Raw genomic sequence first — 14,868 nt, 5'->3', positions numbered from 1 at the left:
TGGTATCGATCGATCGCTCGAATGGCATCTGCGAATTTTGTGCACTATGCCGTTCAGCATGCCTTTTGCTAAGGCCTGTTTGCGACATGCCCAAAACACGCCGCGACGCATAGTAAACACTGATTGATTCAACTAAAAAACATGAGAATTACATGTTCAATTTAACGCAATATGGATAACTGCGTACTAATCATGAAGTCGACACGTGAATTAGCTGAATCGGAAGCAAATGGCAGACGTAACATTTAGCAGCAAAAGAACACTTTCATGGCTTCTTTCGCCATTGAGCTTACTGGCCGGTGCTCTGCTTCTCCTGTGCATTCTTTTGAGCTTGCCGCTCACTCTTCCTATCGGCCCCATGTATTGGGATACCTATATATATCTGGACGCAGCGCAACGGCTGAAGCTTGATCAAATTCCTGCCGTGGACTTTCAAGCACCAGTTGGTGCATTAGAATATTATCAGTTCTACTGGTTGCAGACACTTTTCCCGGATGGGCAGCCGACATTACTCGCACAATGGTCCGTTCTGATATCCGCAGCACCTTTGATGGCGGCTGTAATTGCTGTTGTCGAAAAGAATAGTCGCATGACAGCAATGGCTGTTCTCATACCATTTCTGATCTTTGCACTCTGCCCCATGAATACTCAGGCCTTCCACTCTTATCCGGGTGTAAGTGGATTTGGCATTTATAACCGCCATACCTCACTTTTGCTTTATATCCTTACGAGCGCCCTGATATTTATGCCGAGAGGCCGCGCTTTAGCGATCGTGGCGGCACTGACAATGTTGGCATTGTTTCTCACAAAGATTACCGGTTTTCTGGCGGGCGGTCTGATTGGCCTATACGCGGTGATTACCGGACGATTCCTTCTACGCCACCTTTTGCTGGCGCTTGCGGTTTTCGTCGTCGCTCTGGCTGGACTAGAGTTAAATAACAGCATGATATCGGCGTACATTGCCAGCATAATTACCCTCGTTAATTTGAATGAAGGCCTGCTGATCCCGCGTTTTCTTACAGTGTTTTCGATCAAACTTGACGTGATACTGGCTGCAGCAAGCCTGATACTCTTTCTATTCTGGCTTGATTGGCGTGGCCATTACAAGCACTCAGCATTAGGGGATCGCGCATTCATTTTGGACAGGGATTGGCTGTGGGCAAGCGTCGTAATGGCCGCCGGCACCTTCCTTGAGACACAAAACACCGGCAGCCAGGAGTTCATTTTCATCTGGCCGGTTTTGCTGACTGTGCTTTACAAGACAACGGTTCTGACCGAAAGACACCGCCTGATTGTTTATTGCCTCGTCGCCCTTACCGTAATTCCTACGACGACCAAAGTAATACACGGAACCCTGCGGTTCATTGCCGTTGCTCCGCACTACGTCACTGCGCCCGTAACCGATCTGAAGACGATGGGGCTTGTTTCGACGCGCGCGGACATAATGGATCGAGTGCTTCTGCTGGAGAACCATTATATCCAGAATGTTGAACCTTACCGGCAGTTAGCTATTGAAAGGCAGTTGCCAAGCTGGCGATTTTACGCAGAACTGGACTACCAGATGTACTGGCTCCTATCTGTCGATCATGCCATTAAAGCTATCAAACAGTTTGAAACTACAAATAATATCCACCTCGGCAGCCTGATGAATCTTGATTTCACAGACCCGTTCCCATGGATATTGGATCGTGATGCAACGCGCCACATTCAGATCGGCGCCGATCCCTTCCGTACCGTAGAAAAGCTCACGCCTGTCGTCGAAGCTTCGGTTCGTGCCACCGATGGCGTTTTGCGTCCCAGCTGTCCCATAACGACTGCACGACGTTATCTGCAAAACGTTTATGCAAAGGCATTGGATGATCGAACAGTCATCAAACTTAATGATTGCTGGGACTTATTGCTTAGACCGGGGATCAAATTGTCAGGTCAATAAAAAAGCCGGACAACCGGCTTTTTTACATTCAATAACAATTTACTTCACTTGGGCTTTCACGAAATCTTTCACGATTCGTACAATGCCGCGCGACAGAACCTCATCTAGCGCTTTAATGAAATCGTCGACATTTTCCCGTGCGCAGATCAGCGGAGGCTCCAGTCTTACCACGTTGCGATTGTACTCCGTAAAGGCAACCAGCACGCCATGGTCACGCAACAAATGACTGCCAATGAAGCCAGGAAGTGAGCCTTTAAGCTTGTCGTCAAGAACCGCCAATACTGGGCGTAATACCATGGGAACAGTTTTGGAAAAGTCATGAAACTCAAGGCCAACCATGAGCCCCTTGCCCCGGACATCCTTTATCATTGCCGGGTGCTTGGCCTTTAGCTCTTCCAGCTTTCCCAAAAGATAATCACCAATTTCAGCTGAGTTATCAATTAGATGCTCATCGTAAAGAATATTGATCGCTTCGATCGATGTTACACACGCTTCGCCAATACCACCGAAAGTAGCCATAGCGTGAATCATCGCAGTTTTCGGCGTGCCATAAGCTTTCATATAAACTTCGCGTCGGGCAATCATTGCACCGACTGCAGCCTTGCCGCCTCCAAGTGATTTTGCCAGCGCAGTAACATCCGGCACAACACCTGCGTGTTCAAAAGCATAGAACTTACCGGATCGCCCAAAACCGCACTGAACCTCATCGGCAACCCAAAGCACGCCGTATTGATCGCAAAGTGCGCGCAACTTCTGCCAATATTCGTTTGGCGCCTGAATGATGCCACCGCCGCCCTGAATAGTTTCCAGAACAATTACGCCAATTTGCGGATCGCTCTTGAACGCAGCCTCCACCGCATCGATATCACCGAAAGGCACACGGATCGTGTTGTCGACTAATTTGAAATCACCACGATAAAGAGAGCCATCTGTGATTGACAGAACACCCTTGGTCTTACCGTGAAACGAGTTCTCGGCATAAACAATCTTGGGCTTCTTTGGGCCTGCCGCACGTTCGGCAACCTTGATGGCTGCTTCCATTGCCTCGGAACCAGATGAGCCAAGAAACACCATGTCCAGATCGCCAGGAGAGCATGCTGCCAGATTGTAAGCTAGAGCGCTGGCATACTGGGACATGAAAGCAATCGCGATTTCCTGTCGCTTCTCATCCTGAAATTTCTTGCGTGCCTCTACAATCCTTGGATGATTATGACCAAATGCAAGCGATCCAAATCCTCCGAAAAAGTCGAGGATCGCTCGCCCGTTTTGATCATAATAATACATCCCATCTGCCCACTCGATCTTCACTTTGTGAAAACCTAAGAGCTTCATGAAATGCAGTTGGCCTGGATTAAGATGCTTTGTGAATATCTCGGTCATCCGCGGCAAGGTCATTGCCTTTGCGTCATCGACCGATAGTAGATTTGGCCGGGCAACCGGCGCGCTAGCTTTCGTCATTTCCTGAACCTTGCTCATCGCCATTCCCCTAGTGCTCCGTCAAAGGAGCCGCTGTGCCTTCTTTGACAAGCCGATACTCTTTGTAGGCAGCAATCAACATGTCTTCATCGCGATGTTTCGGTATCCAGCCCAATTGCCTTTCAGCCTTTGATACATCCAACACACACATCTCATCGGCAATCAAATATTGTTCCGGATCCATAATAGGCATGTTTATCATGTCGAAGAAATCGAGCGTGCGTTTCACCGCCCAAGCCGGTGTCGGCAGGAGCAAGGATTTAGAACCAGCAAACTTCACCAAATCGCCCAAAAGTTTACGGACTGGTGGCGGGTTGAGCGAACCTAGATTGTAAGCTTCGTTAGGAACACCCGCTTTCCAACCAGCATAAGCTGCGTCCGCGCAATCAAACACCGAGATGAACTGGTAAGGGTTTTTACCAGAGCCAATCATGGGGACCGGTAGACTGTTATCAACCAGCTTGAAGAGCTTTTCGAGAATGCCAAGTCGACCAGGGCCAATGATTAAGCGGGGGCGAAACAGCGAAATATCCATTCCACGCTTGCGCCACTCGGCAGCCAATTCCTCGGTTTTCCATTTTGACAAACCATATTCGCCAAGCGGCGCCGCAGGGTGCTCTTCGGTCTGTGGCCAAACATATGTATGACCGTAGATCATATCTGTGGTGTAGTGTACCAGCTTGTTTGCACCGGCACTGTCCAGCGCCTTGATAATATTTTCCGTGCCGTAATAATTTACAGGAAAGAAAAAATCGTGGCGTTTCGCCCTGACCTGTAGCGGTGACAGCATTTTCGCTGACAGGTTGTAGACCATGTCGTCGGCTTTGATGCCAACATTTGTTATTGCTGCAGGATCGGTAACATCACACTGCACGAAATGCACATCGCCATAATGGGCCAGTTTGCTTTTGACGATATCCGCAACGATCACTTCCTCACCTTCAGCGGCAAGCTTTGGTGCGAGATGCCGCCCGACAAATCCGTCACCACCAAAAATTATATGTCTCATTACTTTGGGTCCACTTATGACGGAGTATTTAAGGTTGAGGGGGTCGTAGACTCAGTCGCCGAGCTATCATCATGACCGCTTTGCGCGATCAAAATGGTGCCAATCATGATAAAGGCGATCCCCGCAATTTTGTATGCTCCCAGTTCTTCCTTGAACAGCGCCCAGGCCACCAGTGCAACGACAACATAGGCCAAGCTCAGGAATGGATAAGCAAAAGAGAGATCCACTTTGGAGAGCACAAACAGATGTGATGCCATAGAGATGACGAACATGAAAAGTCCGGCAAATACCCACGGATTAAACACTATCTGAAATACGCGCTGAATTATTGTATCGCTACTGAAGCTGATAGGTCCAAGTGTTATCATACCATATTTCAACATGACCTGCGCCGCAGCGTTGGTCATCACCGTAAACAGGATGAACGGAATATACTTTGTCATTTTAGCTCGCCCCTTGAATTCGCCAACAAATAACAACCCTGCATTGAAAATACACCAAGCACATTATTAAAATTCGACGCTTCGGTTAGATTGTCTCTGCTAAAGCTGTCCGTCGCCAAAAGTTAGAATTAATCGCCGGATCACGCTCACGTTCAAGCTCTGACCATTGCGGAAAGCCAACCTTGAAAACTTCAGCACTCATACGCTGGTCTTTATAGGGATTTACCCTGCCACCATTGGCAATGGTCATCCGATCAAGTTCTGTCAGCAGCGCAAGCGTTCGTGATCCACGATTTGGAAAATCTACTGTCAGGGTGTAGCCGGCCTGTGGAAAGGACAGGACGCCAGGCGATCCTGTATCTCCAAAGCGTTTCAGCACGGTGAGAAACGAGCTTTGCCCTGCATTGCGAGTAACCTTCAGCATTTCCGGTATAACCTCATGCGCGGCATCTTCCGGAATAATGCTTTGATGCTGAAACAAGCCAGATCGCCCATACAGCCGGTTCCAATTGGACACTTGATCAAGCGGATAGAAGAAGCTGCCGTAACCGCTGAGATGCGGTTTCTGGTTACGGCTTTTGAGGTTGTAATAGGCCGCATTGAACAGTTTGAGGCTTGGATAGTTCAGCGCTGATACTGGTAAATCAAAAGGAACGCCCAATTTGCGTGCCTTTGAGCTTACTGAATAATTGCCATTATCCGAATGATTGCCGCTAAGCAGGACACCCCGCCCGGCATCCTTTCCTGCCGCAAGTTGATCCACCCAAGCAACAGAATATTCATTGTCGTTATCGGTGGTCGGCGCGAGCTCGAAATAATCTTTCAGACTTGTGAAGGGCTGTATGTGCTCAACCACATCCAGCGATCCTACTTTCATAAGTTGGATCGTCGCCTCAAGGATAATCCCTGTCAGACCCAAACCGCCGATTGTCGCATTGAAAAGTGAGGAATTTATCCCCGAAACACACTCGGTTATGGACCCATCGGAACGGAGAAGCTCAAACCGCTTTACATGACAGCCAAATGTTCCACGGCGGTGATGATTTTTTCCGTGCACATCGTTGGCAATCGCACCGCCCAGTGTCACAAAGCGTGTGCCCGGCGTAACGGGTAAAAAGTAGCCATGTTCTGCTCCGATCCTTATTATTTCGGAAAGCAGCATACCCGCTTTGGCGGTAAGCAACCCGGTTACGGGATCAAACGCAACAAGTTCGTTACTGTTGCGCATATCAACCAGCGTACCTTCATCATTATGACAGGTGTCGCCGTAAGATTTTCCATTGCCAAAGGCTAGGAAACTGCTTCGACTAACAATTGGTTTGGTAAAAATCTCACGCGCCTGCTCTAGCTGGACAGCCGCGCGTGAATGCCTATCGATCAACCCGAAACTATCGTAATTTGCACTCACGAGCGCATGCCGCCATAAAGAAGAAGTGCGGCTCCGATAGCTATAACGATCTGACTGCGCCAGTCTGAGATGATAAACACAACCGGATCATCGTGCATTTCACCTCGGTAAGCCAATATCCAGATACGAATGTTGAGATACAGCACGATGGGGCAAAGCGGCCAGATCATCCAAGGGTAAGCGTAAAGGCTCATAACTGCTTCACTATCGACATAGAGAGCTAGAACCAATGCTGCCGCAAAGGCCGATGCAACGCCACATTGTGCGATAATTGCACGGTCCGCAGGCCGATATCCTCGGCCAGCGATGCGATTGTTATCTTCGGCAATGGAGTTTTGCAGCTCCACATAACGCTTGACCAGGGCGAGCGATAAAAAGAAGAATGAGGAAAATGCAAGCAGCCAAAATGACCCCTCAATCTGGTTGGCTGCGGCGCCGGCCAGGATACGTAAAGTATAAAGCCCGGCAAGGGTAAACACATCAATCAGCAACATTCGCTTTATAGAAAGTGAGTATGCGGTAGTCGCAATCAAATAGCCGATAAGCACCGCACCGAATGTCCAATGCAACTGCAATGCAAGCAAAGCTGCGATCAGAATAAGCGTTAGCGAAACAATAAGGCCGAAACGGATTGAAAAGGCCCCGCTGGCAAAGGCACGGTACTTCTTGCGAGCATGCTGGCGGTCAAGTGGAAGGTCTAACAAATCATTTATTATGTAAATTGCTGAAGCTGCAGCAGAGAAGGCAAAGAAAGCAATAACCGCATTTATAATGACCGGCCACTCCATCAACATATGATCCAATGTTGCAGGAACGAAAATCAAGGTGTTCTTCATCCATTGATGCACTCGAAGCATTTTCAGGAATGTCTTGAAGTTAGTCTTGGGCGCTTCAAAAATGCGGGCAGAATGCTGTTGCTGCCATTTTCGTGCTGCCCGGTCGGGCGCCACCACTATGGCTTCGCTTGCCGCGTCGAAAACGGGTATATCGGCACGGCTATTTCCAGCATAGGCAAACGGCAGATTGCCATAAGTCTCAAGTAAAAATGCCGTTTTATGGGCTGTCAGGTTACGGCTGTCGTCTGTGGCATACACCGCATCAAATATCTCAAGATGGGCAGCAATACTGTCAGCAAGTCTACGAGCAGATCCTGTTGCAAGAACCAATCTGCGACCTTGATCGCGTTGTTGTTTCAGATACTCAACGAATTCTTGTCGATATGGTAATGTTGCGGGATCGACAGTAACGCGAAGCGATATCTGATGTTTCAGATTAGCTTTCCCTTTGAATAACCAGAAGGGCAGAAGAAAAATATAAAACATATTCTTCTTCAATAACTGAAACGCACTTTCCCAAAGAAGATCTGTCGCGATCAGCGTGCCATCAAGGTCTACGATCAGATCTGGAACGTTGCTACTCGAACGAGAATTCACCACGACAAATCCCTAAAGTCCCATAATGATCGGACCAGCGCCATATTATCTATCAGTGCAGTGCTTATCGGAAAAGAAGAAATGAAAAATGAAATTATTGATGCTGGTAAGGAAAGTAATAACCTAAGTAAATTAACCATTAAAAAGCCGGCTGACAGGTGCAGCCGACTGAGAGAATTATAAAACTATGAGTTGAAAGTCTTATTTGATCGTCGCCTTGCCGCCTTTAATCTCGACGGTTTCGCCACCGGTCAATGCTTCACGGTCGCCATTTGAGAATGTGACAAAGCAACCATTGCTGCAAAATTCGAGAGTCTCCCCCGCTCCCACCTGAAGCTCCGTTTTGCTGGAGCCCTCAGTGACAACGATAGTCTGCGCGGATGCATCGCCGTTCGTAACACTGGCGGCGAATGCAGATCCGGCAGAGATGGCACTCATAAGAACAGCAACAGCAAACTTGTTCATATCCATTCCGGTGTCGCCACCGCCCCTGTTATCAAGAGCCAATATTGCCCTTTTCATAAACAGTTATAGCGGCAACAAACTGAACGGCAACTGAACACTCCGTTATTTTGCCTTCATTCAACCAAAGTCTAAACGGATTTGGTTTTTGGCTTCTTTGCATCTCCAGCTATTTCAGCCTTGATCCTACTGGTCAACGCTTCGATCAGAACATCAGCCTCTTCCAGATTAAGCTGCACATCGCGCGCAGGGTAAGGAATCTCTATCCCCTCTTCCGCGAAACGATCAATCATCGCAAACCGGATATCATTCTGAACGGTCCCGGAATTTGATAAATCGGCAAGATGGATACGCAATTCAAAATCCATTGTGGAAGACGTTAAAGCCTTGAAGGCCACGAATGGTTCAGGGTTTTTAAGGACAAGCGGTTGCGCCCGTGCGATTTCCATCAACACATCGTAAACGCGCTTTGGGTCTGATTTGTAGGAAACACCAACAGGGATTTCGACGCGGCCCAACTTGTTGCGGTGGGTCCAGTTGCCGACATTACCGTTGATGAATGACGAGTTTGGAATGATAATCGACTGACGCTGGAAGGTTTCTACCTCTGTCGCTCGCACACTGATCTTCTTTACAATTCCTCCAACGCCAGCCGTTTCAATCCAGTCTCCCACCTTAAATGGGCGTTCAGCCAGAAGAATAAGGCCGGAGACAAAATTAGACACGATTGCCTGCATGCCGAAACCGATACCCAATGAAAGACCACCGGCGACGAGGGCAAGGCTTGAAAGATTGATGCCCGCAGCTGAAATACCAATGACACCGGCTATACCAAGACCAAGATAGCCAACAGCTGTACGGATAGAATTGCGCACGCCTGAATCAAGCTTGCCCCGAGCCATGACTTTTGTATCAAGCCACCCCTGGAACCAGCGGGTAAAGGCATAGAACAATGCAAACAGCAGAATGCCGATGGCAATCGCCACAAGCGAAATATTGACTGAGCCAATCTGAAAACCGGTAGCGACATTCAGGAACCACGCGGTCATCTCACTCCATTGAAAGCCCCAAAGCAGCAGTATGACTGGTATACCTAATAGAAGAACGAAGGCGTAAATGACGATACTCGCCACAAGGCCAAGCTGATCCAGCGTTGTTTCATCCATGCCGAAACGAGTTTGGATTGCCCGCCCAAACACTGTTCCTGATAACGCGTTTTCATCTGACACTGCACGTGCGGTGAGAAAACCCAGATACATCGTGACAACGACTGCGCCATTAATGACAACCTGCTGGGAAACGAAACGAGCAAGTCCGATATAACCGAGCAATGCAGCGGCTACCGGCATCAAAGCGATCACATATAGCGAGAATCTTATTGTCTTCGGCCATGGCTTAACCTTGCCGGTTTCCTGATTTTCCAACGGCTTGAGCAGGGCGATTGAAAAGATCAAAAGGCCCACCAAAATTGTGGCAAACAGGCTTTTGGCAACAGTTAACGATAAGGGAGAGGTCGCAATCTGGTTGATTGTGTCTGCCAGATAGTCAAGACCTGTAATGGTAGCCGTTGCCGTGATCAGTACCATCAGAACTCGTCCTGGCCGAGAAGCAACGCGTACCAGCCGCCAATTGGGTGCGCCTGGACAGATAACTGCCTGCGCAAGAGCATGGACGAAATAGACAATCCCGATAACACTGAACAAAGTATAAAATAGAGAAGCTATATCCGCTCTGAGGACATTGAAATAATCCAGAAAAAAATAAGTCGTGGCGAGAAAAACTACCACTGTGAGTGAACGCATTAGCGTTGACCAGAATGCCACAGCCAAGCGGCTAAGATAAGATGGAGCTTCCACCGTTGAATCGCGCAGATAAAGGTGCCCTAGCGCGCGCTGCCCTCCAATCAACAAGACCAACGCTGCCACCACGGCCATTGCTGCAGCTGCCAGCATGGACTGCCACTTGAATGCGATAACAAAGCGCCACCATGATGATATGCGCTGGTTCATCGTTTGTATTTCGCGCCCGTAAGCCTCCGCTACTTCGCTTCCAAGCGAATAATTTATGTCCACACGTTGAGACAAAGTATTTGCAAAAAGCTCACGCCGGGCATCTCCAATGGCGTCAACCATTTTATTGACCGCGATCAACTGATCCTCCGTTTCTCCAAGGACTGCATTGATTTCGGCTTTTTCGGTTGTCAGCCTGGTACGCTCGTCAGTGACGATCTGTGCCTCGGTGGGCTGTCCCTGAGCTGGCGGCTGTCCCAGTTGTTCCAGCCGAGAATTGATCTCGGTCAAGCGTGGACGAAACGAAACGCCAATTTCCAGTAGTTTCTTTGCAGTACCTTCGAGATCAAGACGCAGATCCGCCAAAGCAGCATCCGCATCGGCCTTGTCTTTGAATTTCTGCTGATAAGCCGAGATTTGCTTCTTCAGATTATCGATGAGCGGTCGTTGTTCGGCAACAATACCAGAGGTAACAACTGGAGCAGCGGCAGGCTGCTCGGTAGCTTGCGCCCATGTCGGATGGACTTGCATCGCACCGAAAAAAAATAATGCGAAAGCGAGGATAATTTGCCGAAATGGAGAAATCACAGGTTTAAATCCATAGATGGAGAGTTTCATTTTCGCCTTGCCCGTTCATCTCGGCACAATCAAGGCATGATCAATAAAACCGGGTCGGTTCAATGACAGTGATCGCCGCTATACTGATGATTGTGCCCGGCTGACAATAGCATATTGTTAGGAAGTGCTGTTCGTGTGTTTGCAAAAGGCTGCATATCCTGTCTTCTGTTTAAGCACGATTCACGCCACCATTATACCGCAACCCCAACGATTCGCTCATCGGACAATGACACCATGATTATCAAATGCCCTTATTGTGGTCCGCGCGATGTTATAGAGTTTACTTATCAGGGCGACGCTACGCGCGTAAGACCAGATCCAGCATCAACAGATGAGAACATCTGGAACGCATATATCTATGATCGTTCCAATCCTGCAAAATCACATCGAGAATTCTGGTTGCACGGAGGTGGGTGCCGCCAGCATCTGATCGTCATACGCGATGTATCAACCCATATGATTTCATCAGTCAGCTTTGCTCGCGACAGCCAACGAGGAGACGACCAGCGATGACAAGTTGGCGACTTCCCAATGGCGGACGCATAGAGCGCGCCAAAGTGATCCGGTTCATATTCGACGGCAAGGCCTATGACGGACACCCGGGCGACACACTCGCATCTGCTCTTCTTGGCAGCGGAGTCACGCTTTTTGGGCGTTCTTTCAAATATCACCGCCCTCGCGGTCTGCTCGCAGCAGGTAGTGACGAACCCAATGCACTCGTCACCGTTATCTCAGGTGATGTCCGCGAGCCAAACGTCCGCGCAACCGAACTTGAGATTTATGATGGCCTTGTTGCTCAAAGCCAGAACCGTTTTCCATCGCTCGAACATGATTTGATGGCTGTCAACCAATTGGCAGGCCCGCTTCTCTCAGCTGGATTCTATTATAAAACTTTTATGGGCCCAGCGATTGGTCCACTAAAAAACACTCGTTTCTGGATGTTCTGTGAGCACTTCATAAGGCGCGCTGCAGGCCTTGGCAGAGCAGGTACCGCTGCCGATCCTGACCGCTATGAACGCATGAACGCATTTTGTGATGTTCTGGTTGTGGGTAGCGGGCCTGCAGGGCTTATTGCCGCCGAAGCAGCGGCATCAACTGGGGCACGCGTGATCATTGCCGAAGAACGGGCGATAGCCGGCGGCTCCCTTCTGGCCTCCAGCGAAACACTCGATGGTCGCAGCCCAGCAGTATGGGCACGTGAAAAGGCCGAGGCGTTGGCCAATCTTCCTAACGTTCGTTTTCTGGTCCGCACGTCTGTTTGGGGCTACTACGATGGCAACGTGTTGACTGCTGTCGAGCGTGTTTCGGACCACAAGCCAAACCGAACCCACGGTCAGCCTCGGCAGCGGCACTGGGTAATCCGTACGGGTAAAACCATTTTATCCACAGGTGCGTTTGAGCGACCAATAGTCTTTCCAGGCAATGATTGCCCCGGCGTCATGCTTGGTGATGCAGTCCGTCGATTTGCAATCGAATATGGCGTCGGCGCGGGCAAGAATGTTACCTTCTTCACCAATAATGACAGTGCCTATGATGCAGCTCGAGCTTTATCCATAGCTGGCGTCAATGTAGTAGCCATAGTCGACGTTCGTTCCGACGTTTCGGGCACTTGCAATGATATAGCCAATGTCATTGGTGCCGAGTTACTACTTGGGTCGGCGGTCACTGGCACCCACGCAGGTAAGACTTTGAGTTCTATAACTGTCCAGCATTTCAATGCGGAGACTGGACGTATATCCGGCGCGCCGCGTGAGATAAAAACTGATTGTTTGGGCGTATCGGGAGGTTGGTCACCAGCCATTCATCTTGCCAGCCAAGCCGGTGGCAAGCCTGAGTGGGACGAGGAATTGCAAGCTTTTCTTGCACCAGAGCCAAACCAGAACTGGGTAGTCACCGGGTCAGCTGCCGGCTATATGGATACAATCAGCGTTCTTTCCGATGCAGCCACCAAGGGCTCCGCCAAGAGCAGAATTGTTTTACCTTCTGTAGAAGCGTCTATGCTGGATAGTTCTCCAGCGCCAATCTTCGAGATCGAACCCGCTGGAAAGTCTCAGAAAGCTTTTGTAGACTTTCAACATGACGTGACTGCAAGTGATATCCGCCTTGCTTATCGCGAAGGTTTTCACTCCGTAGAGCATCTTAAACGCTACACAACGCTTGGCATGGCGACTGATCAGGGCAAGACTTCAAATGTACCGGGCCTTGCAATCATGGCGGACATTCGCGGCATCTCAATTCCTGAAGCCGGCACCACACGGTTTCGCGCACCCTTTACACCCGTATCCATGGGAACCATTGCCGGAGAACGTTATGGCGATCTGCGCCCTCACCGACTAACTCCAATGCATGACTGGCACATTGCCAATGGTGCCAAGACCTACGAAGCGGGACTTTGGCATCGACCCATGATTTACAGCAGTCACGGTGAAACCATTGAACAAGCGTATGCACGCGAAGCTCGTGCTGTGCGCGAAGGTGTAGGCATTGTCGATGTTTCCACACTGGGCAAAATTGATATTCAGGGCCCCGACGCGGCAGAGTTTCTTGATCGCGTATATACCAACATGTTCTCAACACTTCCTGTAGGCAAGGCACGCTATGGACTTATGCTACGCGAGGACGGAATTGCTTTTGATGACGGCACTACCTGGCGCCTCGGAGAAACTCAATTTTTGATGACGACCACAACGGCTAATGCGGGCCCGGTAATGCAGCATTTGGAGTATTATCTTGACTGCGTTTGGCCAGATTTGCGTGTTCACCTTACGTCAGTAACCGATGTTTGGGCTGGGGCTGCCGTTTCAGGCCCGAAATCACGTGCCGTACTTGAAGGATGTGTCACCGGAACCAAGGTGGACAATACAACCTTACCATTCATGGGTATTGTCTACGGTCGCATTGGCGATATTCCCGTCATGATTTGCCGCCTCTCCTTCTCAGGTGAACTCGCTTACGAGGTTTACTCTGGAGCAGGACACGGAATACAAGTTTGGGAAGCTCTGCTCACAGCAGGAAAAACATTCAATATCCTTCCTTATGGTTTGGAGGCACTTGGAACATTACGCATTGAAAAAGGCCACGTGACAGGCGCAGAAATCGATGGGCGCACGACAGCCCATGATCTTCACCTTGACTGGATGCTATCAAAGAAAAAAACCTATATCGGTTCAGCCATGATCGAGCGTCCGGGTCTCAAGGATGAACATCGTTTATCTCTTGTCGGGCTTATTTCATTGGACAATCAGTCGATTAATGGAGGCAGCCATATTGTCTCCGACAAGATACCACGTGAGCCCGCTGACAGTTTCGGCCACGTGACTGCTGCCTGCTACTCACCCGCTCTTGGAAAATACATCGCGTTGGCTTTGGTCAAGCATGGATCATCAATGATCGGAAAACGGGCTTTTGCCACCGATCTTTTACGCGACAAGCATGGTGCAGTGGAAATAGTGAGCCATCATATGTTCGATAAGGATGGGAGCCGGATGCATGGCTGATTTTCAATCGCCACTTGGTCTGGCATACCGCCCAGGTGACCATGGCAATGCGGCTGGCGGTGTCGGCGTTACAATACATGAGCGCACCGATATCTCGCTCATTCAGGTTACCGCTTGGAGCGATGCCATTCCAACGGTTTTAACTGCGATCGGTAGTGCAACTGGAGTGATCATCCAGAACAAACCCGGGAATGGCAGGGTTGCAGGTGAAAAGACGGTTTTCGGCTTCGCGCCGGGACGCTTCATGGTTGTAGGAGCCACTCCTGATCTCGAACAGCGTTTGCGAGCCGCCATCTCACCTGATCTTGGTACAGTGGTTGCGCTAACTCACGGACGTACTGTCATCCGCATAAGAGGGACACATGTAGAGTGGGTATTGGCAAAATTATTCGCCATCGACTTCTCTGAGCACGCTTTCCCTATTGGAGCCGGTCGTGCAACCCTCCACCACGATATTCACACTTTGATCCAGCGTATCGATAGCGAGACTTTTGACCTTTACGTTTTCCGAACATTTGCACGTTCCTTCTGGTTGACATTGGGTCGCGCGGCTGAAGAGGTTGGCTATCGAGTAAAATAG

Annotated in this window: 11 protein-coding genes; 4 read left to right on the top strand and 7 right to left on the bottom strand. The window is 49.5% G+C overall.

The window, feature by feature from the left end; all coding sequences use genetic code 11:
• Positions 1-229 precede the first annotated feature (229 nt).
• The gene (locus ABKW30_RS14020) at positions 230-1,933 is read left to right on the top strand and encodes a hypothetical protein (protein ID WP_348599535.1); all 1,704 of its coding nucleotides are present in this window, start codon (positions 230-232) and stop codon (positions 1,931-1,933) included.
• Positions 1,934-1,972: 39 nt separating this feature from the next.
• On the opposite strand, the gene ABKW30_RS14015 is transcribed toward ABKW30_RS14020, so the two are convergent.
• From ABKW30_RS14015 to ABKW30_RS13985, 7 genes are all read right to left on the bottom strand, one after another.
• Positions 1,973-3,409: an aspartate aminotransferase family protein gene (locus ABKW30_RS14015; RefSeq protein ID WP_348599534.1), complete on the bottom strand. Its 1,437-nt coding sequence runs from the start codon at positions 3,407-3,409 to the stop codon at positions 1,973-1,975.
• A 10-nt stretch (positions 3,410-3,419) separates the two neighbouring features.
• On the bottom strand, positions 3,420-4,418 hold the full coding sequence (locus tag ABKW30_RS14010; RefSeq protein ID WP_348599533.1) for an NAD(P)-dependent oxidoreductase: 999 nt from the start codon (positions 4,416-4,418) through the stop codon (positions 3,420-3,422).
• Between the two features lie 14 nt (positions 4,419-4,432).
• Positions 4,433-4,861, bottom strand: coding sequence for an EamA family transporter (locus ABKW30_RS14005; RefSeq protein WP_348599532.1), 429 nt, complete (start codon positions 4,859-4,861; stop codon positions 4,433-4,435).
• Between the two features lie 85 nt (positions 4,862-4,946).
• On the bottom strand, positions 4,947-6,269 hold the full coding sequence (locus ABKW30_RS14000) for an FAD-binding oxidoreductase (protein WP_348599531.1): 1,323 nt from the start codon (positions 6,267-6,269) through the stop codon (positions 4,947-4,949).
• Positions 6,266-7,705: a UbiA family prenyltransferase gene (locus ABKW30_RS13995; RefSeq protein WP_348599530.1), complete on the bottom strand. Its 1,440-nt coding sequence runs from the start codon at positions 7,703-7,705 to the stop codon at positions 6,266-6,268. The genes ABKW30_RS14000 and ABKW30_RS13995 overlap by 4 nt, the downstream gene beginning before the upstream one ends.
• A gap of 198 nt (positions 7,706-7,903) precedes the next feature.
• On the bottom strand, positions 7,904-8,167 hold the full coding sequence (locus ABKW30_RS13990; protein ID WP_348599802.1) for a hypothetical protein: 264 nt from the start codon (positions 8,165-8,167) through the stop codon (positions 7,904-7,906).
• A 128-nt stretch (positions 8,168-8,295) separates the two neighbouring features.
• Positions 8,296-10,791: a mechanosensitive ion channel family protein gene (locus tag ABKW30_RS13985; protein WP_348599529.1), complete on the bottom strand. Its 2,496-nt coding sequence runs from the start codon at positions 10,789-10,791 to the stop codon at positions 8,296-8,298.
• A gap of 234 nt (positions 10,792-11,025) precedes the next feature.
• On the opposite strand from ABKW30_RS13985, the gene ABKW30_RS13980 reads away from it, so the two are divergent.
• The 3 genes from ABKW30_RS13980 to ABKW30_RS13970 are packed head-to-tail and all read left to right on the top strand — an operon-like array spanning position 11,026 to position 14,868.
• A complete protein-coding gene (locus ABKW30_RS13980) occupies positions 11,026-11,304 on the top strand; it encodes a sarcosine oxidase subunit delta (protein ID WP_348599801.1) in 279 nt (92 codons plus the stop codon).
• Complete coding sequence (locus ABKW30_RS13975; protein WP_348599528.1) at positions 11,301-14,288, top strand: sarcosine oxidase subunit alpha family protein; 2,988 nt, start codon at positions 11,301-11,303, stop codon at positions 14,286-14,288. Before ABKW30_RS13980 ends, ABKW30_RS13975 begins: the two co-directional genes overlap by 4 nt.
• Positions 14,281-14,868: a sarcosine oxidase subunit gamma family protein gene (locus tag ABKW30_RS13970; protein ID WP_348599527.1), complete on the top strand. Its 588-nt coding sequence runs from the start codon at positions 14,281-14,283 to the stop codon at positions 14,866-14,868. Before ABKW30_RS13975 ends, ABKW30_RS13970 begins: the two co-directional genes overlap by 8 nt.

The sequence above is a fragment of the Phyllobacterium sp. SB3 genome, from assembly GCF_040009165.1.
Classification (GTDB): domain Bacteria; phylum Pseudomonadota; class Alphaproteobacteria; order Rhizobiales; family Rhizobiaceae; genus Phyllobacterium.
This window is presented reverse-complemented; position numbering and strand designations above follow the sequence as displayed.